General features: G+C 56.6%; 27 protein-coding genes. 7 read left to right on the top strand and 20 right to left on the bottom strand.

What is annotated here, in order from left to right:
* Window positions 1-133 precede the first annotated feature (133 nt).
* Together R6U90_RS09620 and R6U90_RS09615 are read left to right on the top strand one after the other, a co-directional pair.
* On the top strand, window positions 134-340 hold the full coding sequence (locus tag R6U90_RS09620) for a ChaB family protein (protein WP_410352473.1): 207 nt from the start codon (window positions 134-136) through the stop codon (window positions 338-340).
* A 41-nt stretch (window positions 341-381) separates the two neighbouring features.
* The gene (locus tag R6U90_RS09615) at window positions 382-594 is read left to right on the top strand and encodes a ribbon-helix-helix protein, CopG family (protein ID WP_410352472.1); all 213 of its coding nucleotides are present in this window, start codon (window positions 382-384) and stop codon (window positions 592-594) included.
* A 73-nt stretch (window positions 595-667) separates the two neighbouring features.
* Here the strand turns inward: R6U90_RS09615 and R6U90_RS09610 are convergent, their stop codons facing one another.
* From R6U90_RS09610 to R6U90_RS09535, 16 genes are all read right to left on the bottom strand, one after another.
* Entirely contained in the window at window positions 668-973 is a 306-nt protein-coding gene (locus tag R6U90_RS09610; protein WP_410352471.1) for an SET domain-containing protein, read from the bottom strand.
* Window positions 960-1,742 (bottom strand): TatD family hydrolase, encoded by a 783-nt coding sequence (locus R6U90_RS09605; protein WP_410352470.1) that lies wholly within the window; start codon window positions 1,740-1,742, stop codon window positions 960-962. The genes R6U90_RS09610 and R6U90_RS09605 overlap by 14 nt, the downstream gene beginning before the upstream one ends.
* 134 nt (window positions 1,743-1,876) lie before the next feature.
* The gene (locus R6U90_RS09600; protein ID WP_410352469.1) at window positions 1,877-2,245 is read right to left on the bottom strand and encodes a PilZ domain-containing protein; all 369 of its coding nucleotides are present in this window, start codon (window positions 2,243-2,245) and stop codon (window positions 1,877-1,879) included.
* A gap of 25 nt (window positions 2,246-2,270) precedes the next feature.
* Window positions 2,271-3,275 (bottom strand): DNA polymerase III subunit delta', encoded by a 1,005-nt coding sequence (locus tag R6U90_RS09595; protein ID WP_410352468.1) that lies wholly within the window; start codon window positions 3,273-3,275, stop codon window positions 2,271-2,273.
* Window positions 3,272-3,889 (bottom strand): dTMP kinase, encoded by a 618-nt coding sequence (tmk, locus tag R6U90_RS09590; RefSeq protein ID WP_410352467.1) that lies wholly within the window; start codon window positions 3,887-3,889, stop codon window positions 3,272-3,274. The genes R6U90_RS09595 and tmk overlap by 4 nt, the downstream gene beginning before the upstream one ends.
* Window positions 3,886-4,905: an endolytic transglycosylase MltG gene (gene mltG / locus R6U90_RS09585; protein ID WP_410352466.1), complete on the bottom strand. Its 1,020-nt coding sequence runs from the start codon at window positions 4,903-4,905 to the stop codon at window positions 3,886-3,888. Before mltG ends, tmk begins: the two co-directional genes overlap by 4 nt.
* A gap of 19 nt (window positions 4,906-4,924) precedes the next feature.
* Window positions 4,925-5,764 (bottom strand): aminodeoxychorismate lyase, encoded by an 840-nt coding sequence (gene pabC, locus R6U90_RS09580; protein WP_410352465.1) that lies wholly within the window; start codon window positions 5,762-5,764, stop codon window positions 4,925-4,927.
* Window positions 5,764-7,125 carry an aminodeoxychorismate synthase component I gene (locus tag R6U90_RS09575; protein ID WP_410352464.1) on the bottom strand — a complete coding sequence of 454 codons (1,362 nt, stop codon included), beginning with the start codon at window positions 7,123-7,125 and terminating at the stop codon, window positions 5,764-5,766. Before R6U90_RS09575 ends, pabC begins: the two co-directional genes overlap by 1 nt.
* A gap of 129 nt (window positions 7,126-7,254) precedes the next feature.
* On the bottom strand, window positions 7,255-8,496 hold the full coding sequence (gene fabF, locus R6U90_RS09570; protein ID WP_410352463.1) for a beta-ketoacyl-ACP synthase II: 1,242 nt from the start codon (window positions 8,494-8,496) through the stop codon (window positions 7,255-7,257).
* A gap of 105 nt (window positions 8,497-8,601) precedes the next feature.
* Complete coding sequence (acpP, locus tag R6U90_RS09565; protein ID WP_410352462.1) at window positions 8,602-8,838, bottom strand: acyl carrier protein; 237 nt, start codon at window positions 8,836-8,838, stop codon at window positions 8,602-8,604.
* Between the two features lie 158 nt (window positions 8,839-8,996).
* Window positions 8,997-9,740 carry a 3-oxoacyl-ACP reductase FabG gene (fabG, locus tag R6U90_RS09560; RefSeq protein ID WP_410352461.1) on the bottom strand — a complete coding sequence of 248 codons (744 nt, stop codon included), beginning with the start codon at window positions 9,738-9,740 and terminating at the stop codon, window positions 8,997-8,999.
* Window positions 9,741-9,859: 119 nt separating this feature from the next.
* Entirely contained in the window at window positions 9,860-10,789 is a 930-nt protein-coding gene (fabD, locus tag R6U90_RS09555; RefSeq protein WP_410352460.1) for an ACP S-malonyltransferase, read from the bottom strand.
* A gap of 196 nt (window positions 10,790-10,985) precedes the next feature.
* A complete protein-coding gene (locus R6U90_RS09550) occupies window positions 10,986-11,951 on the bottom strand; it encodes a beta-ketoacyl-ACP synthase III (RefSeq protein ID WP_410352459.1) in 966 nt (321 codons plus the stop codon).
* Complete coding sequence (gene plsX / locus R6U90_RS09545) at window positions 11,948-12,976, bottom strand: phosphate acyltransferase PlsX (RefSeq protein WP_410352458.1); 1,029 nt, start codon at window positions 12,974-12,976, stop codon at window positions 11,948-11,950. Before plsX ends, R6U90_RS09550 begins: the two co-directional genes overlap by 4 nt.
* A gap of 132 nt (window positions 12,977-13,108) precedes the next feature.
* Entirely contained in the window at window positions 13,109-13,285 is a 177-nt protein-coding gene (gene rpmF, locus R6U90_RS09540; protein ID WP_410352457.1) for a 50S ribosomal protein L32, read from the bottom strand.
* Between the two features lie 14 nt (window positions 13,286-13,299).
* The gene (locus R6U90_RS09535) at window positions 13,300-13,833 is read right to left on the bottom strand and encodes a YceD family protein (RefSeq protein WP_410352456.1); all 534 of its coding nucleotides are present in this window, start codon (window positions 13,831-13,833) and stop codon (window positions 13,300-13,302) included.
* A 212-nt stretch (window positions 13,834-14,045) separates the two neighbouring features.
* On the opposite strand from R6U90_RS09535, the gene R6U90_RS09530 reads away from it, so the two are divergent.
* From R6U90_RS09530 to R6U90_RS09515, 4 genes are all read left to right on the top strand, one after another.
* Window positions 14,046-15,464: an acetyl-CoA carboxylase biotin carboxylase subunit gene (locus R6U90_RS09530; protein WP_410352455.1), complete on the top strand. Its 1,419-nt coding sequence runs from the start codon at window positions 14,046-14,048 to the stop codon at window positions 15,462-15,464.
* 93 nt (window positions 15,465-15,557) lie between these two features.
* On the top strand, window positions 15,558-15,848 hold the full coding sequence (locus tag R6U90_RS09525; protein ID WP_410352454.1) for a GIY-YIG nuclease family protein: 291 nt from the start codon (window positions 15,558-15,560) through the stop codon (window positions 15,846-15,848).
* Between the two features lie 79 nt (window positions 15,849-15,927).
* Complete coding sequence (oadA, locus tag R6U90_RS09520; protein ID WP_410352453.1) at window positions 15,928-17,751, top strand: sodium-extruding oxaloacetate decarboxylase subunit alpha; 1,824 nt, start codon at window positions 15,928-15,930, stop codon at window positions 17,749-17,751.
* 132 nt (window positions 17,752-17,883) lie between these two features.
* Window positions 17,884-18,465 (top strand): Maf family protein, encoded by a 582-nt coding sequence (locus R6U90_RS09515; protein ID WP_410352452.1) that lies wholly within the window; start codon window positions 17,884-17,886, stop codon window positions 18,463-18,465.
* A gap of 83 nt (window positions 18,466-18,548) precedes the next feature.
* Here the strand turns inward: R6U90_RS09515 and R6U90_RS09510 are convergent, their stop codons facing one another.
* The 3 genes from R6U90_RS09510 to rluC all read right to left on the bottom strand — a co-directional run bounded on the left by R6U90_RS09510 (window position 18,549) and on the right by rluC (window position 21,216).
* A complete protein-coding gene (locus R6U90_RS09510) occupies window positions 18,549-19,520 on the bottom strand; it encodes a S49 family peptidase (RefSeq protein WP_410352451.1) in 972 nt (323 codons plus the stop codon).
* Window positions 19,521-19,586: 66 nt separating this feature from the next.
* On the bottom strand, window positions 19,587-20,255 hold the full coding sequence (locus R6U90_RS09505) for an HAD-IA family hydrolase (RefSeq protein WP_410352450.1): 669 nt from the start codon (window positions 20,253-20,255) through the stop codon (window positions 19,587-19,589).
* On the bottom strand, window positions 20,248-21,216 hold the full coding sequence (gene rluC / locus R6U90_RS09500) for a 23S rRNA pseudouridine(955/2504/2580) synthase RluC (protein WP_410352449.1): 969 nt from the start codon (window positions 21,214-21,216) through the stop codon (window positions 20,248-20,250). The genes R6U90_RS09505 and rluC overlap by 8 nt, the downstream gene beginning before the upstream one ends.
* A 437-nt stretch (window positions 21,217-21,653) precedes the next feature.
* On the opposite strand from rluC, the gene rne reads away from it, so the two are divergent.
* Complete coding sequence (rne, locus tag R6U90_RS09495) at window positions 21,654-24,530, top strand: ribonuclease E (RefSeq protein ID WP_410352448.1); 2,877 nt, start codon at window positions 21,654-21,656, stop codon at window positions 24,528-24,530.
* Window positions 24,531-24,957: 427 nt separating this feature from the next.
* Here rne and R6U90_RS09490 read toward each other — a convergent pair.
* On the bottom strand, window positions 24,958-25,429 hold a 472-nt coding region (locus R6U90_RS09490; RefSeq protein WP_410352447.1), incomplete at its 5' end, for a DUF4010 domain-containing protein.

Here is a 25,429-nt window from a genome sequence, read left to right as displayed (position 1 = left end):
ACTAAGTGTTAGATGTAGGCCGGATATAGCAACGCGGTATCCGACATTCAGACTCAGAACTCAGAACTCAGAACTCTGCACTCAGCACTCAGCACTCAGGACTCAGGACTCAGCACTCAGGACTATTATTACTATGCCCTACGACCGTATTGATCAACTCCCCGATTCAGTGCGCAATAACCTGCCCACCGAGGCCCAGCAGATCTACAAAGAAGCGTTCAACCACGCCTGGAAGGAATATGCGGATCGGGAGGACCGTGAGGCCACGGCGCACAAGGTGGCCTGGAGCGCGGTCAAGAAAAAGTATCGGAAAAGCGGTGAGAAATGGGTTGAGAAGTGATTTGTAGGTTTCTGTTTTTATTGAGTTATATGGTATAGGTTATGCCGAAAATAAAAATCAGTGCCAGAGTCGATGCTGCCGCGTGGAAGGCGTTGCAGAAGCTTGCAAAGGAATCGCATAAAAGCCTCTCCCAGCTACTCACCGAAGCCATTGAAGACTCTGTGCGTAAGCACAGAGTTCGCCCGATAACCCTCGAACACCTATCCGGTTCCATCAAGGAAAACGAAGAGCTGGGTAAATTACTTGCCAGATAACAGACTCTATTTCGATGCCCAGGCCATCCGGGACATCAGAAACAAGCATCACGCCTGTACGCTCAAAGCGAGTTTAGTCTTCCCACTCATCCCCGTAATTGTGCACCAGCTCTTCGCCGGGCTTGATGTTTTTGAGCGCCATCACGGTCAGATCATCGTAATAGGCCACATTCGCTTTGCGGGAATGGTTGATAAAGCGAAAATCGCAGATCACCTCACGCCCCTTGCCATCGTCGCACCACAGCACATAGGGCCCGTCCTTTTTGGCCGCGCGGGTCTTGAGATTCCCCAGGAATTCTCCTTTTTTGATTGGCGCAGTGGCAAACAGTCCTTTGCCGTGGATCGGGCTTTCCGCCACTTCAAATTTACTTTTTGTCATGTTTGAACAGCTCGAAATAGTTGTTGGTGGTTTGTTCGGCAACGGTTTCCAGATCCGTTTCGCGTAAATCTGAAATAAATTCGGCCACATGCCGGGTCCAGGCGGGCTGGTTGCTTTTACCGCGATACGGCACCGGGGCGAGATAGGGCGAGTCGGTTTCGACCAGGTAGCGGTCGGCCGGAACGTTTTTCGCCACTTCCTGCAGTGCTTTGGCGCTTTTGAAGGTGACGATACCGGAGAAGGAGATGTAGAAGTTGAGATCCAGCGCCTTTTTGGCGGTTTCCCAGTCTTCGACGAAACAGTGCATGACGCCGCCGATTTCGTCCGCTCTCTCCTCCTTGAGGATGCGCAGGGTGTCGTCGGTGGCCTCGCGCATGTGGATGATCAGGGGCTTGTCGCTCTGTTTGGCGGCGGCGATGTGGCGGCGGAAACGGTCCCGTTGCCATTGGAGATCGCCTTCGCTGCGAAAGTAATCCAGACCGGTCTCACCGATAGCCACGATGTTCTCGTCGGCGGCCAGTTCGACCAGCTCCTCCACTTCCGGGTCGTGGCCTTCATCCTCATTGGGATGCACCCCGACCGAGGCGGAAATGAAGTCATGGTTACGCGCCACATCCAGCACGTCCGTGCGGTTTTCCATGTTGATACAGACACACAGCATGTGTTCTATCCCATGTTCGCGGGCATTTTGCAGCGCGCCTTCGAGTTTGCCGTCGAAGGGTTCGAGATCGATGCGATCAAGATGACAATGGGAATCGACCAGGTACATATAGGCTTACAAGTTCCGATGAATTTGGCCGTGTATGATACTACAGAAAAGTGACGAGGTACGAGGGACGAGTAACGAGGAAAACAAACGGACCTTTTTCTCGGCCCTCGTCACTCGTCCCTCGGCCCTGTTAATTACATCGTGTGAGTCTGGCGATCAGATTTCAGCGCGCCGGCCAGGTAGGTTTCGATCTTGGTGCGGGCGCTGCCGTCGTCCTGATCGCTGAACTGCACGCCGATGCCGGCGGCCCGGTTGCCCTGCGAGCCTTTGGGGGTAATCCACACGATCTTGCCGGCCACGGGCAGTTTTTCTTTCTCTTCCATCAGGGTCAGCAGCATAAAAACCTCGTCGCCAAGGTTGTAGCTCTTGTTGGTGGGTATAAACAGACCGCCGTTTTTCACAAACGGCATATAGGCGGCATAGAGCGCGCTCTTGTCCTTGATAGTCAGGGAAAGGATACCCTGTCGTCCGCCACCGGGGGCTTTGGGGGGTGCCGCAACCATAGAAATCCTCGCTTGTATGTCTTGCTTAACCGCGTCGGGCGTTAAACAATCCGGACCATTCTATCATCAGATCTTCCCACAGCAGTTGCGGGTTGATGGTCGTTTCGGTCAGACGCCTTGCCTGTTGGAGTTTATCCAGCAAATGATGCAGCGCGCTGTATTCCACCGGAGTGGGAAGGGCCTGCAACTCCCCTCTCATGTCGTTGTTTTTAATATTGTTCTCATCATAGGCCAGCCGGATCAAATCAGCAACCCAGTGATACATCCACTGTATCGGCAACTGCCGATCCAGCTTGAGTGCCTGCTGGGCAGTGGCGGCAGCGGCGAGCGGGTCGGTATTTCCCCGGGCACAGCCGATCAGCGCCTCGATCAGCTCCTGGCGCACCGCCAGCCAGTCTTCGTGCAGATAGTGAGCCGCAAGCCGGGGTGCCCCGGCGGCGAGCCGCAGGGCCAGCTCGGCCTCCTGCTGTGTATTGTCGGGCGCTTCCTGCTGCAGCCACGCCAGGGCCGTTTGGGGATCGGGGCTATGCAGGTGCAACGGCTGGCAGCGGCTGCGGATGGTCGCTGGCAGACGGGCCGGATACGACGTAATCAGGATCAGCAGCGTGTTGGCGGGCGGCTCTTCCAGGGTCTTGAGTATGGCATTGGCGGCGTTGCTGTTCATGACCTCGGCCGGCTCGACGGTCACCACGCGATAGCCACCATAATGGCCGGTGAGCGAGAGATGCTGAATGAGCTGACGAACCGCATCGACTTTGATGGCCTTGCCCGGCTCCTCCGGCGCCAGCCGGAACCGATCGGGATGTGTTTGCGCTGCGATCCGCTGGCAGGCGTGGCAGGTCCCGCAGGCATGGCCGTCGTCGCGCGGTTGCTCACACAATAGCGAGGCCGCCAGCTGATCCGCGAATTCGACCTTGCCGATCCCCGCCGCGCCGCTGAGCAACAGAGCATGAGGCAGGCGCTGTTGCCGGCGTCCCGCCTGCAGTTGCTGCCAGGCGGTCGCGTGCCATTGGATTACCGGGAGCGTCATATCAGGACCGATAATACCGCGGCGATCTGTTGCTGGACCTGTGCCAGTTCCGGAGACGCATCGATCACGCGAAACCGGGCAGGCTCCTGACGGGCGCGGATCAGATAGGTTTCGCGCACCCGTTCGAAAAAGTGGTCTTGTTCCCGTTCGAAACGGTCCGGCGTGCTGCGCTGCCCGGCCCGTTGCAAGCCCTGCTGCACCGGCATATCCAGCAGCAGGGTCAGATCCGGGCGCAGATTGCCCTGCACCCATTGTTCCAGCTGGGCGATACGCTGCAGTTCCATGCCGCGCCCGCCGCCCTGGTAGGCGTAGCTGGCGTCGGTAAACCGATCGCAAACCACCCATTTCTTCTCAGCCAGTGCCGGCTTGATCACGTCGTCCAGATGCTGGGCCCGGGCCGCAAACATCAGCAGCAGTTCGGCATCCACCCTCATGGAATGTTGATCGGCATCGAGTAACAGGGCGCGGATTTTCTCGCCCAGCGCGGTGCCGCCGGGTTCGCGGGTCATGACCACATCCTTGCCCGCCTCGCGCAGCCAGGCTTCGATAAAACCCAGATTACTGCTTTTACCGACCCCCTCTCCGCCTTCGACAGTAATGAAATAACCGCTCATTGATTATCATCCTCGTTATTTTTATAGGAAGAGAAGGAACGCTTGCGTCCCTTGAGCTGAAATTTGATCACCGCCTCGTTGTGTTCCTGCAGGGTGCGGGAAAACTTGTGGCTGCCGTCCCCACGCGAGACAAAATAGAGATACTCGGTCTGTTCGGGATGCAGGGCAGCATGAATGGCTTCACGTCCGGGCATGGCAATGGGCGTCGGTGGCAGCCCGCCGCGGGTATAGGTGTTGTAAGGCGTATCGGTGCGCAGATCGCGGCGCCGGATATTGCCATCGTAATACTCACCCATGCCATAGATAACGGTAGGATCGGTCTGCAAACGCATGCGTTTTTCAAGCCGATTGATAAACACGCCCGCGATAGTACCCCGCTCTTCGGGGACGCCGGTTTCCTTTTCCACGATCGAGGCCATGATCAGCGCTTCATAAGAGGTCTCATAGGGTAAGCCAACGGCGCGTTGCGGCCATTGTTCTGCCAGATGCGTGGTCATGGCGTTGTAGGCCCGTTTGAGAATATCGATGTCACTCATGCCACGGGTAAAACGATAGGTATCCGGCATGAAGCGTCCTTCAGGGTGTTCATCGCTGTGGCCGATCGCTTGCATGATTTCCTTGTCCGAGAATCCCAGCGTCGTCTGTTCCAGGTGGGGCGTAGTGTGGATAGTGGTCATCATCTGGCGAAAGTTCCAGCCTTCGATCAGGGTCAACGAGTATTGAATGACTTTGCCCTGATAGAGCATGTCCAGAAAATCCCGGACCTGCATCCCGGGTTCAAGACGATACTCCCCCGTGTGGATCTGTGTGCCTTTACCGGTGAGGCGGGCATTGAGCAGGATATAACGCGGCTTTTCGATGACAGCCTGTTCGGCCAGATCATCCACGACACGTTTGAGACTGGAGCCGGCCTTGATCTCGAAGATCAGCGGCGCCTCATCGGGCAAGGGTAAGGGAGAGGACAGATAATCACGATAATCTATCCAGAACGCGCCAATGACCAGGGCGGCGCTCACTATGCCGGCGGCTAATAGCCTAAAAATCAGATTCCGCATGCTGTAATCGTACTGCGTCAAGTTTGTCCTGAATCTGTTTGATCCTCGGGAGAGGATCAAACAACCGCTCTTCCAGTTGTTGCACCGGCCACAGGCCGATCACACTGTTGGTTAAAAACAGACCATCCGCCTCATCCAGTGCCTGGCGGGAATAGTGATCGATCTGCACATCCAGCCCCAGTGCGGGAGCCAGATTGATGATCTGTTGACGCATAATACCCTGTACGCCGCAGGCTGATAAGTCCGGGGTATGCAGAGTGCTGCCTTTTACCCAGAAAAGATTGCTCATGGTGCCCTCGATTACCCGATCCCGGTTGTCGAACATCACGCCTTCCTGGATTGCCGGATCCGCCCATTCGCGCCGCGCCAGGATCTGCTCCAGCCGGTTCAGGTGTTTGATGCCCGCCAGCTGCGGTTGTACGGCGAGCCGCATCTGACACAGACGCACACGCACACCCTGTTCCACGTATTCCGGTGGGTGAACCGGCCAGGGATGCAGCATGACGATGCGGCTGGTCACCGGGTCATCGGGCGCCAGATAGCCCCGGCCTCCCGGGCCCCTGCTCAGCATCAGCTTCAATACCCCTTGCTGGCGCCCGACCAGCAGCGTCCGGATGTCGGCTCGCCACAGGCCGGCATCCGGCATGGGAATCCCCAGGCTGGCGGCCCCTTTGGCCAGGCGTTGCAGATGCGCCTCGAGAAATTCCACCTGGCCATTACGCACCGCCAGGGTTTCAAACAACCCGTCACCGTACTGACAGGCCCGATCGGAGATATCAATCTGCCGGCCGTCAATGCCGTTGATCCGACAGGCCAGCATCAGCTCACCGATCCCAGCGCCAGCAACATGCCCCGGGCCTTGTGTTCGGTTTCCTGCAGTTCGTTTTCACCAATGGAATCGAATACCAGCCCGGCACCGGCACGCAAGGCCAGGTGTTCACCCTGCCGGGTAATGGTACGAATCAGAATATTTAAATCGAGATCGCCGTTGTGATTCAGATAACCCAGGGAACCTGTATAGGCACCACGCGGGACCTGTTCAAGTTCGGCAATGATCGCCATGCACCGCTCTTTGGGACAACCGGTAATTGTCCCGCCGGGAAACACCGCGCGGATAGCCTCGCCCGGGGTCACGCCATCACGCAACCGGCCTGTGACATTGGACACAATATGATGGACATGCGCGTAGGTTTCCAGTCCCATCAGCTCGTCAACTTCGACGCTGCCCGGCTCACAGACCCGGCCGAGATCATTGCGTTCCAGATCGATCAGCATAATGTGTTCGGCGCGTTCCTTGGGGTGGCCAATCAACTCCTGCAGATTGGCCGCATCGCCGACGTGTTCCTGTCCGCGCGGGCGCGTACCGGCAATCGGGCGGGTTTCGATGCGCCCGCCCGAGATTTTCACCAGGCGTTCCGGCGAGGAGCTGATCACATTCAGGCCAGGCAGCTGCGCCAGGGCAGCGAACGGTGCGGGATTGGTTTGACACAATTGCTGATAGATATCCGCGCCCGATGGTGTCGGTCTCGCGTCACCCTGCCAGCCACGTGACAGATTGACCTGAAACACATCCCCTTCGACAATGTAATTCTTGACCCGTTCAACGCCCTGTAAATACTGTTTCGGTTCATCCGCTGCCAGGTGAATGTCTAACTTCGTCGAATGTTGCGGTGCTGCGCCGATGACATGCGCAATATCTTCTTCCATCTGTGCCCTCAGCGTTGTCTGGTTCGGCTCAACAACCAGGCTGGTGTCACCGCTGTGATGATCGAAGATCACCGCCGCAGGAATTCGTGTCAGTACGGCGACAGGCTGCTCATCGTCTTTTGGCAGATCCAGTCGCGGTTCAATCTGTGCAGCCAGTTCATAGCCAAGATATACGAACCAGCCGCCGGTAAAAGGCAGTTCATTCGCATCAGGGAGATCAATCTGATGTTCTTGCCAGAGTTTGTCCAGCAATTGCAGAAACTCGCCTTCAGAGTAAGGTTCGCCGTTACGGGTAATGCGGTTATCCGTCCACAGGGCGTAGCTGTCGTCGGGAAAGGCAAACAGGATATCGTAACGGGCTGTCGCCGGCCGTGGTTCGGCCACGACGGCACTTTGCAACAAAAAGGGATAACGTTCGGGGTTCAGGCGGTGTAATGCCAGCAAGTCGACCTGCTTGGTTTCGGTGCTTGGCATAGACTCGATACTCGAATAAATATTCACCACCAAGACACAAAGACACCAAGTGGTGATTTTTATTAAATAATATTTTACTTCGTGTCTTCGTGCCTTGGTGGTTAATTTCTTTGACCTGGCCTGAAAGGTTTAGTCCGGTTTACGGAAGACCAGGGTGCCGTTGGTGCCACCGAAGCCGAACGAGTTGGACAGGGCGACGTCAATGTTCATCTGTCGCGCTTCGCCCGGGACGAAGTCGAGATCGCAATTTTCGCTCGGGTTGAAAATATTGATCGTCGGCGGGGCGACCTGATCACGAATCGACAGGCAGGTGAAAATCGCTTCGATCCCGCCCGCGGCCCCCAGCAGATGGCCGGTCATGGATTTGGTGGAGCTCATTGCCAGTTTGTAGGCGTGTTGACCAAAGCTGCGTTTGGCGGCGGCGACTTCAGCCGCATCGCCGGCCGGCGTCGAGGTGCCGTGCGCATTGATGTAGTTGATCTGCTCGGGGTTGATAGCCGCGTTCTTCAATGCCGCATTCATGCAGCGGGCTGCGCCCTCACCGCCTTCCGACGGCGAAGTCATATGATAGGCGTCGCCGCTCATCCCGTAGCCGATCACCTCGGCATAGATAGTTGCCCCACGTGCTTTGGCCTGTTCGTACTCTTCCAGTACCACCACGCCGGCGCCATCACTCAGCACGAAACCGTCGCGCTCCTGGTCCCAGGGACGGCTGGCGGTTTGTGGATCGTCATTGCGCGTGGATAATGCACGGGCGGCGGCAAAGCCACCCAGCCCCGAGGGCGTGGTCGCCATTTCCGCACCACCGGCGATCATCACATCGGCATCGCCGTATTCGATCAAACGTGCCGCATCACCGATACTATGGGTCGCTGTCGCGCAGGCGGTCACCAGGGCGATGTTCGGCCCCTTGAAACCGTAACGAATCGACAGATTACCGGAGATCATGTTGATGATCGTGGCGGGAATCAGAAACGGCGAGAACTTGCGTGGACCACCCTTCTCGTAGGCCTCGTAATTCCTTTCGATCGTGCCCAGCCCGCCGATGCCTGAACCGATGGCCACGCCCATGCGTTCGGCATTGGTCTCGGTCACTTCCAGTCCGCTGTCCTCGATCGCTTCGATGGCGGCGGCGATGCCGTAATGGATAAAAGTATCCATCTTGCGTGCATCCTTGCTGGACATGACGCTGGTGACATCAAAATCTCGCACCGAACCCCCGAAGCGGACAGCAAAATCGGATACATCGAAATGCTCAATGGGACCGATGCCGCTATTGCCGGCCAGGATATTTTCCCAGGCTGTTTTGACGTTATTGCCGACCGGAGACAACATCCCCATGCCGGTCACAACAACACGACGCTTTGACACGCTGAATCCTCTTGCCAGTGCCGCTAGATGTGGCGATACAGAATAAGCAAAAGGCCGCACTCACAGTTTAATGTGGTGCGGCCCGCAACACGCTTAGCAGGTCGATTACTTAACGTTGTTGTTAATGTAATCGACAGCCTGCTGAACGGTGGTAATCTTTTCGGCGTCTTCATCCGGGATTTCGGTTTCGAACTCTTCTTCCAGAGCCATAACCAGTTCCACGGTATCCAGAGAGTCTGCGCCCAGATCATCAACGAAAGACGCTTCCTTGGTCACCTCTTCCGCTTTAACGCCCAACTGTTCAACGACGATTTTTTCTACACGTTCTTCAACACTGCTCATGTGTTTTGATCCTCTTGATGTTTGAAACTTTCAGCCGTGAGCGCTGTGTGCGGCCGCTATTGTAGTGAAATCACGGGCAATATGCCACATTCCAGGACGTTAAACACCCCGCACTTTGACGCTCGTTTTAGTCTTTTAAATTCATAAACTTACAGGCCTTACGCCATATACATCCCGCCATTGACGTGTAATGTCTCGCCGGTAATGTACGCCGCGCCGGGCGAGGCCAGAAAGGCCACCGCCTGGGCGATTTCCGCCGGGTCCCCGAGTCGGGCCAGCGGAATCTGCCCCAGCAGCGCATCGCGCTGGGCCTCGGGCAGTGCCCGGGTCATATCCGTGTCGATGAAACCGGGCGCCACCACGTTGACGGTGATGCCGCGCGAGCCGACTTCCCGGGCCAGGGACTTGCTGAAACCGATCACCCCGGCTTTGGCCGCGGCGTAGTTGGTCTGCCCGGCGTTGCCAGAGACGCCGACGACCGAGGCGATGCTGATAATCCGGCCTTTTTTGGCCCTGGTCATAGGGCGCAGACAGGCTTTGGAGAGGCGGAAAATCGAGTTCAGATTGGTGTTGATAATGTCTTCCCACTCTTCATCTTTCATGCGCATCAGCAGGTTGTCACGCGTGATGCCGGCGTTGTTGACCAGAACGCTGGGCGCGCCGAAGCTGGCTTCCACCTCTGTGAGTGCGGCATTGATACTGGCCGAATCGGTGACATTCATCATCACCCCCATACCCTCGATGCCGGCCTCTTTCAAATAAGCGCTGATCTTCCCGGCGCCGTCTTCGGAGGTCGCCGTACCAACCACCTTGGCGCCCTGTCGGCCCAGCTCCAGCGCGATCTCCTTGCCGATACCGCGACTGGCGCCGGAGACAAAGGCAATTTCGTTTTCAAGTGTCATCACTTTCCCCTGTTGGTCAGTGGCTGAATTCAAATTCTCACCACCAAGACACTAAGACACCAAGGTAACAATATTAAAACTCAATCTTCGTGTCTTGGTGTCTTGGTGGTTAATCTCTTTTAATCTGCGTTTAGTGCCGTGTTCAGCGAGTCCGGGTCAAAGACCGCTTCAGCGACCATATTCTTGTCGATCCGTTTATTCAGGCCGACCAGCACCTTGCCGGGGCCGCATTCGATCAGGCGATCCACACCGTCGGCGGCCATTTTCTGTACGGTTTCGACCCAGCGTACCGGATTGTAAAGCTGGCGCACCAGCGCGTCGCGAATGGCGGCCGGATCGGTGGGTGCGGCGACATCCACATTGTTGATCACGGGAATCTGCGGGGCCTTGACCTCGATCTGCGCCAGCACCTCGGCCAGTTTATCGGCTGCCGGCTGCATCAAACTGCAATGGGACGGCACACTGACCGGCAGCACCAGCGCACGTTTGGCACCGCGCTCTTTGGCCACACTGACCAGCCGTTCGATGGCGGTTTTATTACCCGCCGCGACCACCTGGCCGGGCGAGTTGAAATTAACCGGGGCCAGGACTTCACCTTCGGCGGCCTCCTCGCAGGCCTGGCGTACGACGTCATCCTCCAGTCCGAGAATCGCGGCCATGGCGCCTTCCCCGGCCGGCACGGCATCCTGCATCAGACGTCCGCGCTCGGCCACCAGGCCGATGGCGTCGGCAAAATCCAGGCTGCCGGCGCAGACCAGCGCGCTGTATTCGCCCAGGCTGTGCCCGGCCATCAGCGCCGGCATTGCCCCGCCCTTCTCCTGCCAGACACGCCAGGTGGCCACACCCGCGGCCAGCATCGCCGGCTGGGTGATGTCGGTCCGATTCAGATCCTCGGCCGGCCCGTTCTGCACGACCTGCCACAGGTCATAACCGAGCTTGTCCGACGCCTGCGCGAAAGTCTCGCCGACCTGCGGATAGGCCGCGGCCAGATCCTTCAACATGCCCTCGGATTGTGAGCCCTGCCCGGGAAAAACAAACGCCAGTGTCATTGATTACCTCTTTTCGAATTCTCTGGTAACAAACGCGGAGGACGCAGAGGCGCAAAGCCGCGGAGTATGTTAAGTAATGTTGAATGCTGAATTAAATGCCAGCCCACAACTCAAAATTTAAAACTCAAAATTCACAATTATATTTTTCGTCTCCGCGCCTCTGCGACTCCGCGAACTCTGCGTTGATTTCCAGAGCCTAGAATGTGAGCAGCGCCGAGCCCCAGGTGAAGCCGCCGCCGAAGGCTTCCAGCATGATCAGTTCGCCGCGCTTGATCCGGCCATCGCGCACGGCGATGTCGAAGGCGAGCGGAATGGAAGCCGCGGAGGTATTGCCGTGTTCACCCACGGTGACGACGACATTGTCCATCGACATGTTCAGTTTTCGCGCGGTGGCGGCAATAATGCGAATGTTGGCCTGATGCGGCACCAGCCAGTCGATCATGGATTTATCCATGTTGTTGGCCGCCAGGGTCTCGTCGACGATCCGACCCAGTGTATTGACCGCCACTTTGAAGACTTCGTTACCTTTCATCTGGATAAGGGCCGAGCCGTCCTTGAATTGCTCCGGATGTTCAGCGATCCCGGCCGGGACGGTCAACAGTTCCTTGTACTGACCATCGGCATGAATATGAGTCGAATGGATGCCCGGCTCATCGCTGGCGGAAAGCACCACCGCGCCGGCACCGTCGCCGAACAGCACGCAGGTGCTGCGATCGGTCCAGTCGATAATATTGGACAGTGTTTCAGCGCCAACCACCAGCGCATTTTTGACTGTGCCGGACTTGACATAGAGATCGGCCACGCTCAGGGCATAGACGAAACCGGTGCACACCGCCTGGATGTCGAACGCCGGGCAACCATGAATATCGAGGCGTTGCTGTAACAGACAGGCGGTACTGGGAAAGACCCGATCGGGGGTGGTGGTAGCGACCACGATCATGTCGATATCCGCCGCTTCAAGACCGGCGGCTTCGATTGCGCGACGCGCCGCCTGTTCAGCCAGATCGCAGGTGGTCTCGTTCTCCACAATATGGCGTTCCTTGATCCCGGTCCGATCGGTAATCCATTCGTCGGAGGTTTCCACCATCTTTTCCAGATCCTTGTTGGTCAGGATCTTTTCGGGCAGAAAACTTCCCGTTCCGGTGATGCGTGAATAGATCAACTTGCCTGCCTCTCTGCCAACTGGCTCTCCAGTACCCGCGTAATCCGGGCCGGAACATTCTTGTTCACTTCAAGCACCGCTTCGGAAATAGCGGTAGCAAACGAATAGGCATCCGCGCTGCCATGGCTTTTAACCACAATCCCCTGCAGTCCCAGCAGGCTCGCGCCATTGTATTCGCGGGGATCGATACGCTTTTTGAAGGCTTTGAGTACCGGCATGGCGACCAGACCGGCCAGCAGGGTCAGCGGATTGCGTTTGAATTCCTGCTTCATGTAGTAACTGATCATCTTGGCTACACCTTCGGTGGTCTTGAGCATGACGTTACCCACAAAACCGTCACAAACGATCACATCGGCGTCACCCTTGAAAATACCATCACCTTCCACGTAACCGATATAATTGAGATTGCTTTTGGCCAGCAGGCGCGCCGCTTCCTTGACCCGTTCATTGCCCTTGATCTCTTCCTCGCCGATATTGAGCAGACCGATTGTCGGTTCAGATTTGTTGTCGGCCGCGGCGGTCAGTGCGGACCCCATCACCGCGAACTCGACCAGCGTCTGGGCATCGGAGTCAACATTGGCTCCGAGATCGAGCACATGGGTGTGACCTTCGATGGTCGGCAAGGTGGTGCAAATGGCGGGACGATCGATGCCGGGCAGCATCTTCAGGACAAATCGGGCAGTAGCCATCAGGGCGCCGGTATTACCGGCACTGACACACGCCTGGGCCTGGCCTTCCTTGACCAGATTAATGGCCACCCGCATAGAGGAATCTTTTTTACCGCGCAGAGCCTGGGAAGGCAGTTCATCCATCTCGACCACTTCGCTGGCATGCCGGATCGTCAGCCGCTCGCTGGTTTTCTTTTGCGCGGCAACGGCCTTCGCGATCACTGTTTCCTGGCCTACCAGAATCAGGTTCAGTTGCGGGTATCGGGAGAGCGCCCGGAATGCCGCGGGAACGACCACGTCGGGGCCGTGGTCACCGCCCATGCAGTCCAGTGCAATTGTGATCGAAGTGTCGGTCATCAGGCTATCGATTCGAAAATTTCAGCGTTCCAAGCAAAGACGGGACATGGAAAGCCCATGTCCCGTATCCCTGTTGTTATCGTGTCATGGTGTAACGCCTGCCATGGGCAGGGGATCACGCGCAGCGGCGCGTTATTCGCCTTTATCGACGACCTTGCGGCCACGATAGTAGCCGTCCGGGCTGACATGATGACGCAGGTGGGTTTCCCCCGTAGTCGGTTCAATCGACAGCGTGGGCCCGGTCAATGCATCGTGGGAACGACGCATACCCCGTCGGGACGGGGATTTTTTGTTCTGTTGAACAGCCATCTGGATTACCTCGTTTAATCTTTATCCGGTGTTTTTTTCAAATCGGCCAGAACCTGAAACGGATTGTCCTGACCGGCCTTGTCCTGTTCTTCCTCCGGCTCCACGTAATCCTGGGCCGGACATTCTTCCAGGTCGTGCATCGGTATCTGCGGCAAGGCGAGGAGCAATTCATCCTCGATGATATCCGCCAGCATGACAGGCACCGATTCTACTATATATGGTTCATGGTCCCCCGGCAGGCGATCCGCCTCGGCCGTGGAGCCGACAAATCCCAGCGACAGATCGATTTCGGCCGGAAAACGCATTGCTTCAAGGCAACGCTGGCACGCTACGCTGAGGTCGGCCTGGATGGTCCCGTGCAGATAATGCACGCCCATCTCATCCACCCCGAAGCGCAGGCTGACCGCCGCAACCCCTGTCTCTGTCGCCAACAGGGGCAGCAAGCGCTTCATCTGGCGCAGGGGCAATTCCCCATCATATTCCCGGCCCTGTTCGGCCAGGCGGTAGGGATCGACCTGCACCGGCAGCCGATCTTGCCGTCTTGACATAGGCCGCGAATTGTATCGGCGGATCATCATGCTGTCAAAAAATTCCTTGAATATCGGGCTGTTCCGTGACCCTCGCCGCAATCTGACGCGGGCAGGAGAAACGGCGATGCGCAGCCGGCGCGAAGGGCGGCGGCTTGACAGACACCGGGGGTTCACTTACACAGGTAAATCGCAGCGTTGGGTCGCTATACACACAGATTGTAAGGCATTAGATGATTAAGAAAATCCTCATAGCCAACCGCGGCGAAATCGCGGTGCGGATCACCCGTGCCTGCGCCGAGATGGGCATCAAATCGGTCGCGGTCTACTCGGAAGCCGACCGCTACGCCCTGCATGTCAAAAAAGCCGACGAAGCTTACAGCCTGGGCCCCGACACGGTAGCCGGCTACCTCAATGCCCATCGCCTGGTCAATCTGGCCGTCGCGACCGGCTGTGACGCCCTGCACCCCGGTTACGGCTTTCTTTCGGAAAACCCGGAGCTGGCGGAGATTTGCGCCCGGCGTAATATCCACTTTATCGGCCCCGAGTCCCGGGTTATCCGTCAGATGGGCGACAAGACCCGGGCCCGCGACCTGATGCGCAGGGCCGGCGTGCCGGTGACGCCGGGCAGCGACGGCAATGTCGCCGATCTGGAGGACGCGGTGGCGGTGGCCAATACCATCGGCTATCCGGTCATGCTCAAGGCCACCTCCGGCGGTGGCGGACGGGGTATTCGCCGCTGCGATAACGAGCAGGAACTGCGCCGCAATTACGGCCGGGTCATCTCCGAGGCCGAAAAAGCCTTCGGCAGCGCCGAGGTCTTTATCGAAAAATACATTGGCAATCCACGCCATATCGAGGTGCAGGTGCTGGGCGATCAGCACGGCAACGTCATCCATCTGCTGGAGCGGGACTGCTCCATCCAGCGCCGTCACCAGAAATTGCTGGAAATCGCCCCCTCTCCCCAGCTCAGCGACGAACAGCGCCAGTTACTCGGCGATCTGGCCGTGCGCGCCGCCAGTGCCGTGGGCTACACCAACGCCGGTACGGTGGAGTTTCTGATGGACAGCGGTGAGAATTTCTATTTTATGGAGATGAACACGCGCCTGCAGGTGGAACACCCGGTGACCGAGTCGATCACCGGCGTTGATATCGTGCAGGAGCAGATCCGCATCGCCTCGGGCCTGACCCTGAGCTTCACCCAGCAGGATATCCGACGTAATGGTTACGCGATTGAATTTCGCATTAACGCCGAGGATCCCAAAAACGACTTTCTGCCCAGCTTCGGGCGTATCACCCGTTACTTTGCGCCCGGCGGGCCCGGCGTACGCACCGACGGCGCCATCTATACCGGTTACGAAATACCGCCCTATTACGATTCCATGTGTGCCAAACTCATCGTCTGGGCGCCGACCTGGGACGGCGTCATTGATCGTTCATTGCGCGCGCTGCAGGACATCGGTGTTTACGGTGTTAAAACCACCATTCCCTATCATATGGAAATTCTGCGCAATGCCGAATTCCAGTCCGGACACTTCAATACCGGCTTTGTCGAATCTCATCCGGAGCTGGTCGAGTACTCGGAACGCCGCGACGATCGCGCCATCGCCGCGACCATCGCCGTGGCGCTCGCGGCCAACATGGGGTTGTAAAAAGATGCAACGCTTCAGCGTCAGAAAAAGATCAACTTTCAATTTATCGTCATTCCGGCGCAGGCCGGAATCCAGTTTCGGAAAGAGGCCGTTATGGAAAAACAGCCCTGTGTCTATCTACTGGCGAGTCAACACTATGGGACATTGTATACTAGAGTAACTTCAAACTTGTTAAAGCGCGTCTGGGAACATAAGACTCATAGCGTTGATGGGTTTACCAAAAAATATGATGTAACAGTTCTGGTTTGGTATGAAATTCATGAAAGTATGGAATCGGCAATCAAACGTAAAAAATCACTCAAGAACTGGAATCAAGCCTGGAAAATACGGCTACTTGAAGAAACAAACTCACAGTGGCGTGATCTATATAAACAGTTACTCTAATATTCTGATTGTGAAATTATAGAGACAGTGGATTCCGCCCTTCGGCGGAATGACGCACATCGAGAATTAGGAATTTTCCATGTCCAAGGTCAAGATTACCGACACGATTCTGCGCGATGCCCATCAGTCTTTGATCGCCACGCGCATGCGCACCGAGGACATGTTGCCGATCTGCGAGAAGCTGGATCAGGTCGGCTACTGGTCGCTGGAGGTCTGGGGCGGCGCAACCTTCGATGCCTGCGTACGGTTTTTAAAAGAAGATCCCTGGGAACGTTTACGACAGTTGCGCGAGGCACTGCCCAATACGCAATTGCAAATGCTGTTGCGCGGCCAGAATCTGCTGGGCTATCGCCACTACGCCGATGATGTAGTGCGCGAATTCGTGGCCCGGGCCGCGGATAACGGCATGGATATCTTCCGCATCTTCGATGCAATGAACGATCTGCGCAATATTCGCGTCTCCGTCGAGGCAGTCAAACAAAGCGGCAAGCATGCCCAGGGTGCGATCTGTTATACCACCAGTCCGATTCATACCCTCGATCGCTTCGTGCAACTGGGCAAAGACATTCAGGAGATGGGCTGCGACAGTGTGGCGATCAAGGATATGGCCGGGCTGTTAACCCCGAATGTCACCGCACAACTGGTCTCGGCACTGGTCAGCGAACTGGATATCCCGGTGTTCACCCATTCGCATGCCACCGCCGGCCTGTCCGACATGTGTCATTACAAGGCGGTGGAAAACGGCGCTGCCGGTTTCGATACCGCGATTTCCTCCTTCTCAGGCGGCACCAGTCACCCGCCCACCGAGAGCATGGTCGCCGCCTTCAAGGATACCGAATACGACCCGGAACTTGATCTGCCGTTATTGCAGGAGATCGGATTTTACTTTCGCGAGGTGCGCAAGAAATATCATCAGTTCGAAAGCGAATTCACCGGTATGGATACCCGCGTACAGGTCAACCAGGTCCCGGGCGGGATGATTTCCAATCTGTCCAATCAGCTAAAAGAACAGGGCGCACTGGCCCGCATGAACGAGGTTCTCGAAGAAATCCCCCGGGTGCGCAAAGAGCTGGGTTATCCGCCCCTGGTCACGCCCACCTCGCAGATCGTCGGCAGCCAGGCGGTGATGAATGTACTCGCCGCCAAGCGCTATGCGACCATCACCAATGAGGTGAAACGCTACCTGCAGGGCCGCTACGGCAAGGCACTGGGTGAAATCAGCCCGCAGGTGCAGCATATGGCTATCGGCAACGAGCAAGTGATCAAATGCCGTCCCGCCGATCTGATTCCGCCGGAAATGGATAAACTGCGCAAGGAAATCAGCACCCTGGCCAAATCGGAAGAAGATGTATTGACCTATGCCATGTTTCCGGAGCTGGGGCGTGATTTTCTGCAACAGCGCGAGGACGGCAAGCTGATCCCCGAGCCGCTCGAGTCGCCCAACGTTAACAATGTTAATGGACAAAAGGCCGCCACCGAGTTCAATGTCACCCTGCATGGCGAGAGTTACCACATCAAGGTGACCGGGCGCGGTTATCCCAAGGAACATCTGCGTCCTTACTATGTCACTGTCGATGGCGTGCCCGAAGAGATCCTGCTCGAATCGCTGGATGAGATCGCTCTCGGCGATGAAAGCGGCGAAGCAGGCCATGCCCGTTCCGCTGCCGGCAAACGCCCCCGGGCCACCACGCCCGGACACGTCTCCACCTCCATGCCGGGCACCATCGTCGACGTGCTGGTCAATGTCGGTGACGAGGTCGAAGCCGGTGATCCGGTGCTGATCACCGAAGCGATGAAAATGGAAACCGAGATCCAGGCGCCGATAAAAGGTATCATCAAGGCCATCCACATCACCAAGGGTGAAAGCGTCAACCCGGATGAGGCGCTGGTGGAAATCGAATAAACACAAAATAATGTAACCACGAAGACACCAAGGCACGAAGAAAACCAGAAATAATTACTTGGTGTCTTGGTGTCTTGGTGTCTTGGTGTCTTGGTGTCTTGGTGGTAAAAACTTCAATAAAGATATTTGTCTATGAGTAGTAAACTGGTCCTCGCTTCCACGTCGGCGTTTCGCAAGGCGATCCTGGAAAAATTCGGTGTGCCGTTTGATACTGCCTCCCCGGAGGTGGATGAAACTGCGCGGGCCGACGAGTCCGCCGAACAACTGGTCGAACGTCTGGCCGAAGCCAAGGCCCGCGCGGTGGTCAACCAATTTCCCGACGCACTGATCATCGGCTCCGACCAGGTCGCGGTGATCGACGGTCACATCCTCGGCAAACCCGGCGAACACGCTAAAGCTGTCGAGCAATTGCGCGCCGCCTCCGGTAAAACCGCCACCTTTCTCACCGGCCTGTGTCTCTACAACAGCAGAACCGATCACGCCCAATGTGACGTCGTGCCCTTCAAGGTTCACTTTCGTCAACTGGACGATACTCAGATAGAGAACTATTTACAGAAGGAGCAGCCCTACAACTGCGCCGGCAGTTTCAAGTCCGAAGGGCTGGGTATTGCCCTGTTCGACAGGCTTGAGGGCGATGATCCCAATACGCTGATCGGGCTGCCGTTGATCCGGCTGATCCAGATGCTGGAACAGGAAGAATTTCGCGTCATATAAATAACGATAACTTACCACGAAGATACGAAGACCCGAAGAAAAACGGGATAGTGACTTCGAGTCTTCGTGGTGATCTTTTTCACTTACCGGAGGGTTCCCTTCTCCAGTCCCAGCGTGTTGCTTATGGCCTGGCCCATGGCGGCGCCGAACTGGCGGGTGAAGCGTTCGAAGAAATCGGGCCTGGGGGTATAGTCCACAATATTTTCCGCCTGGATGATCTCGCGGGCCACGTAGCTACTGCTTCCCAGGCCATCCACCAGTCCCAGTTCCAGGCTTTTCTCGCCGGTCCAGATCAAACCGCTGAAAATTTCGGAATTATCGACCAGCCTGTCGCCACGGCCCTGTTTAACTGTCTCGATAAACTGCTGGTGAATGTTATCCAGCATACCTTTTATATGCTGCACCTCTTCTTTCCTTTCCGGGCTGAAAGGATCCAGAAAACCCTTGTTCTCGCCGGCCGTATACAACCGGCGTTCGACACCCAGTTTTTCGATCGCCTCGGTAAAACCGAAGCTGTTCATGATTACCCCGATTGAGCCGACCAGACTGGCCTTGTCGGCATAGATCTCATCCGCAGCGGCGGCAATATAATAACCACCGGAAGCTCCGATATCAGTGATAACTGCATAGATCTTCGTGTCAGGATATTGTTCACGTAAGCGGGCGATTTCATCATTGATATAGCCGGCCTGAACCGGACTGCCGCCGGGGCTGTTTATACGCAGAATAACCCCCTGCACTTTTTCGTTTTTGAAGGCATTGCGCAGGCCTGTAACTATATTATCCGCGCTGGCGGACTGATCATCGGCAATTACCCCTTTAACCTCGATCAGTGCCGTGTGTTTTTTGCTGGCCAGGGACGCGCCTGCAGACTCAGGTTTGACGAATGTGGTGAAATAGACCAGAAACAGATAGGAAATAAACAACAATACGAAAAATATCTTCCAGCGGCGGCTTTTTTTCTGCTCGTTCAGCGCGGCAAAAGCCAGGCGATTAATCACATCCTGCTGCCATTGTTGTGTCGAAGAATCCGCTGTCTTATTTTCATCACTCATACTACTGGTTCCATTCTTGTGCGATTGATTTTATTGCGTCACGGCTGTTTTCTGAAGATAACAGCGTCAGGCCGCCAGATTGACTTTTTCTTTCAGCCAGCCACGTAATTGCGCAATGCTGTCCACGCATCCCAGGGGCTGGCAATCCAGCAAGCGTTGCTTTTCGTGCACGCCGTAAGTAACAGCCAGGGATTTGACGCCGGCATTAGTGGCCATGTTCAAATCATATTCAGTATCACCGATCATAAGCGCCCTGTCCGCCTCAACGCCCAGATAAGCCATGATTTCATGCAACATCTGCGGATGGGGTTTGGAATGGCATTCATCGGCACAGCGGGTGGTGTGAAAATAGTCATCCAGTCCGGTCTGTTCCAGGACCTTGTTCAGGCCATTGCGGCCTTTACCGGTCGCCACGGCCAGGAAATGACCGGCCCTGTGCAGTTCTTCGACCAACCCCCTGGCGCCGGCGAACAGCTCCGACGGCTGGCGCGGCGATTCGAGAAAGTGATAACGATAGCGTGCTGTCAGTTGCAGTAACTCGGCGTTACTGCCTTGCGGATACAGGGTACGCAGGGCTTCCTGCAGACCCAGACCGATAATATTTTTCAGCTCTGTGTCGTTGCGGGGCTCGAGCTGGAGATCCTCGATCGCGGCACGCATACAGGTGAGTATATCCCTTTCCGAATCCATCAGGGTGCCATCCCAGTCGAAAATAATCAGTTGTGTGTTATTCATGGAACTCCAGTTTCAGTTCAGTCAAAACATCATGCAATGACGCGTCCAGCGGGGCGCTGATGTCAATATGGGGGCCGTCATCATCAAATGCAAATACCAGCCGCCGGGCATGCAGAAACAGTCGCTTTAACCCCAAAGTGCGTAGCTGTTTGTTGAAATTTTCATCACCGTATTTATCATCACCGGCGATCGGATGGCCCTCGTAGGCGGCATGCACCCGGATCTGGTGGGTACGCCCGGTTTCCAGTTTGATATCGATCAGCGAAGCAGTCGGATTAACCGCCAGGGGGCGAAACAGGCTGGTGGCGGCCTTGCCCTCGGGATCGACACGCACGATCCGTTCGCCGGAAGAGAGTACATTTTTTTTCAGCGGGGCCTCCACCCGGCCCGGGCCGCCGTGCCATTCCCCTTTGACCAGCGCCAGATAATGTTTGTCGATGCGGCTTTCGCGCAGCAGCTCATGCAAGGTACGCAGGGCACTGCGTTTTTTGGCGATGATCAGACAACCGGAGGTATCCCGATCCAGCCGGTGGACCAGCTCCAGAAACGGCGCATCCGGACGCAACGCGCGCATCGCCTCGATCACTCCGTAGCTGATACCGCTGCCGCCATGGACCGCCAGACCGCTGGGTTTGTTCAGGATCACCACCCGCTTGTCCTCGAACAGGATGCTCGCTTCGACCTGTCGCAGAACCCGCTCGGCCGGGGTGGTGACCGCCCTGTCTCCCAGGCGCACCGGCGGAATGCGAACCTGATCGCCCTCCCTGAGCCGATACGGCGCCTGGATTCGCCCCTTGTTCACCCGCACCTCACCCTTGCGCAGGATGCGGTAAATCAGACTGCGGGGAGCCCCTTTTAGCCGGGTAAGCAGAAAGTTATCGATGCGCTGGCCGGCCTGTTCCGGGCCGATTGTGACCAGTTTGACCCCGGATGAGGTCGGATTGCTGCTTTTTGTCGTCATATTGCGCCCTATTCTAGCATTTCTTATCTAAAGATTGATGCTCTGGCATAACACTGATATATTCGGCAGACTTCCGGTCGATCCGGGAGTGCGCTGCTTGCTACTGTATCTCTGATTGAATACGGGACAGCGCAGACGGTCAAAAAACCGGTTTTCCATCATCTGCCCCGGGCAGGTGATATCAGCAAGATAAATGTGGCTATTCGCGACCTGCTTAATATGACGAATAGCCGTGGATGAACATACGCGCTCCCAGGTACCGCGATTCATTTCGCGACCGGGTGGGCAGACCAGCACGAATCCGGGTGAGTCTCGCGTATCACACCGGCTGTCGGTGATTTTCGGCTTCGTGCAGCAGAAGGTCTGTTGTGGCATTGCCCACCGGTCCGGAAGAATCCGACCGGGGTTAGAGCGCATGCACGCATAAAGGTTATACAATGAAAAGAATGTTGTTCAACGCAACTCAGCCAGAAGAGTTGCGTGTTGCGCTGGTTGATGGCCAGCGGCTTTACGATCTGGATATCGAAACTACCGCCCGCGAATCCAAAAAATCCAACATCTATAAAGGCAAGATTACCCGCATCGAGCCCAGCCTCGAGGCCGCCTTTGTGGATTACGGCGCCGAACGTCACGGTTTTTTGCCTCTCAAGGAAATCTCCCGCGAGTACTTCCGCGAAGGCGTCGATCCCGGTGGCAAGCTGAACATCAAGGACGCAGTCAAGGAAGGTCAGGAAGTGGTCATCCAGGTGGCCAAGGAAGAACGCGGCAACAAGGGTGCGGCTCTTACCACTTTCATCAGCCTGGCCGGACGTTATCTGGTATTAATGCCGAATAACCCACGAGCAGGTGGGGTTTCTCGCCGCATCGAGGGCGAAGATCGCAATGAAGCGCGTGACGCCCTCGCCCAGCTGGAGATTCCGCAGGACATGGGCATTATCATCCGCACCGCCGGCGTCGGCAAGAATGTCGAAGAGCTGCAGTGGGATCTGGATTATCTGCTCAATCTCTGGAAAGCGATCAAGGAAGCCTCCGAGCAAAAAAACGCGCCGTTTCTGGTCTACCAGGAAAGCAACCTGATCACCCGTTCGATTCGCGACTACTTCCGCAACGACATCAATGAAATCATCATCGATGAGCCCAATGTTTATGAACAGGCCCGCGAGTTCATGAACCAGGTGATGCCGCACAACCTCAATAAGATCAAGCTTTATCAGGATCTGGTGCCGCTGTTTACCCGCTATCAGGTCGAATCGCAGATCGAATCGGCTTTCCAGCGTGAGGTGCGCCTGCCTTCCGGCGGTTCGGTGGTCATTGATCATACCGAGGCACTGATCTCCATCGATATCAACTCATCGCGTGCCACCAAGGGGGCTGACATCGAGGAGACCGCGCTCAACACCAACCTCGAAGCCTCCGAAGAGATTGCCCGTCAACTGCGCCTGCGGGACATGGGGGGGCTGGTGGTCATCGATTTCATCGACATGACACCGGCGCGTAATCAGCGTGAAGTGGAAAACCGGCTGCGTGAAGCCCTCAAGGCGGATCGCGCCCGGGTCCAGATCGGTCGTATCTCGCGCTTTGGCCTGCTGGAGATGTCACGCCAGCGCCTGCGTCCCTCGCTGGGCGAATCCAGCCAGATCATCTGCCCGCGCTGCAGTGGTCACGGCACTATTCGTGGAATCGAATCGCTGGCGCTGTCGATCCTGAGGCTGATCGAAGAAGAATCCATGAAGGAGAAAACAGCTCGCGTGGTCGCGCAATTACCGGTGGATGCCGGGACCTTTCTGTTAAATGAAAAGCGCGATGTCCTCCAGGAGATCGAAAACCGGCAGAAAATTAAAATCCTGCTGATACCGAATATCGATCTGGAAACACCTCACTTTGAAGTGACCCGTATCCGCGATGATGATCCCTCGCTGGAGGAGAACAAACAGAGCTTCCAGATGGTGGAACGCCATGATGAAGAAGGACTGGAAAACCTCTCCGCCTCCATCAGTTCCACTGCGACGCCGCCGGAAGAACCGGCCGTCAAATCCGTATCTCCTGCAACCCCGCGACCGGTCGCAACCCCCGATCAACCTGTTAAACCCGTTCAACCCGGCCTGCTGGTTCGCCTGTGGCGCGCCCTGTTCGGCACCGGTGAATCCCGGCCGCGCAAACCTGCCCGCCAGGAAACTTCCGGCGCTCCGCGCCCCCGTCGCAAGACCACGGCCGGCGAAGGCCAGCGCCGCAAGCCGCAGCAAAACCGGCGGAATCAAAATGGCGGCGGGCAGAGCCAACCCGGCAACAAACCGGTGACCAAACAGGCAGAAAATAAACCGAGCGGTGAAACTGTCGCCCAGAGTGATGAAAACAAATCCAAATCGGCGGACAGCGGCACCCCGGGTGAACAACAGCAACAACGCAGTTCAGGCAGCCGACGTGGTCGACGCGGGGGACGCCGGCGGCGGCGTTCCACCTCCGGTTCATCTGCCGGCGAAAGCCGCGGCGATGATCAGCAGCAGAGTCCCGGTGCAGAACAGAACCCGCCGGATAAAAGCGATCAAACTGTTAAAACGGATAACACGCCGGAGCAGCATAAAGCCGGTCAGCCGGGTAGCAAACCCGCCGAACAGGATAAGTCCAACAAGTCGGATAACAAGCCTCAACAGGACAAATCCGGCAAGTCGGACAATAAATCCGAACAGGACGAATCCGGCAAATCGGACAAAAGCGAACAAAGCCCGAGGAACAAAAGCAACGGTTCCGCATCGCGTTCCGGCGGCGGTAATCGCAATGACAGAAAAAGCGACAATAGCGGCTCACACCCCCGTTTGCGCGCCAGCGATCGCAGCGAGGAAACCCGTGCGCGGGATAAAAACAACACCTCGCCGGCAAGTGATAACCCGGCCCCGACGGCTACAGCAGAGAAAACCGATTCTCCCACGCCTGCGACGAGCCAGGCAGATCACGCAGACACAGAGGTGTCCAGTGCACCGGTAACCCCACCGGCTGAAAAGCCGGTAACCCAACCGGCAGAAAAACCGGCTGACAAGCCCGGGCCGATTGCGCCGTCGAGTGACAAGACAGAGCAAAGCCCTCCTGTCTCCTCACCGCCGACAACGCCTGCGACAGAAACGCCACCGGCTCCCGCGCCAGCCGCAGCTCCTCCGGCTCGCAGTGAGCCCAAACCCGTCCAGGAGAAACCGGCGGATTCCTCACTGGTCCAGGTGGAAACCCGTAGTCCGGCCAATCAGGAGTCGGGCGATTCGAATGACGAGCGTCGTCAGCAAACCGATAGCAACCGGAATATTGCAGACAAGTCAGACAACTGATCGAAAACGCTCAAGCGATAAAAAAAGGAGGCTCAGGCCTCCTTTTTTTATCAGGGATAAGCAACGATTAGCCGGGGGCTTGCAGGTATGCCAACGATCAACGGCGATACCTTTTCTCACAGAGGCGGAACGCGCTGAGTACAGGCGGGCATACCGGATTTTCTGGCGCCCTGGCGTCTCTGGGAGAGACAGTTTTTTGTTCTGCAGCACAGCGGATCAAGACAATACTCAGCACCGAAGACCAAACTGGCACTGAAAAAAACAGAGAATTGAATAGTCGCCAGTTCCTGTTCACAGAACACGGGGAGCCCCCTCCCCCGGCTTTGCGGGTAGTCTGATCAGCGCTCAGGAATACTTCCGGTTTCAGGCCCCCTTGGCAGCCTGTCAGGCCGTCACGCCACCAGAGGAAGGGACTAGCAGGGATTAATCAAATCCACAGCAAACTCAGGCCCCCGGCACCGCAGGCCGCCATCGCCACCGGCAAAAGTGGCCAGAATATTTGCCGACCGGCGATAAACACTGCCAGCCCGGTTTTAAACAGTGTATTGACGATCGCCGCAATAACGATCCCACGCACGGCGGTCTCTGCTGCCAGATCGTTTTTGGCCATGGAGGCGAGGGACAGCGTAATGGCATCTACATCAGCAATACCCGAGATCATAGCTACCAGATAAATGCCAGTGTCACCCAGCCAGGTCTTGGCAGCCTCGGCAAGTAACATGATGACAGCCAGAAACAGTCCAAACTGCAATGCCATCTTGATTTGAAACGGATTGGTCACAGACAGTTCCCTGTTCTCCGACTTGTCCTTGCGTTGCCAGATGATGAGCACTCCCGCCAGCATAACCACCATCATGATCAATACCGGTAGCCATGCCAAAATCAGCAAATCAGGATTC

The sequence above is a fragment of the Thiohalophilus sp. genome, from assembly GCF_046483665.1.
In the GTDB taxonomy this organism is placed as follows: domain Bacteria; phylum Pseudomonadota; class Gammaproteobacteria; order UBA6429; family Thiohalophilaceae; genus Thiohalophilus.
This window is presented reverse-complemented; position numbering and strand designations above follow the sequence as displayed.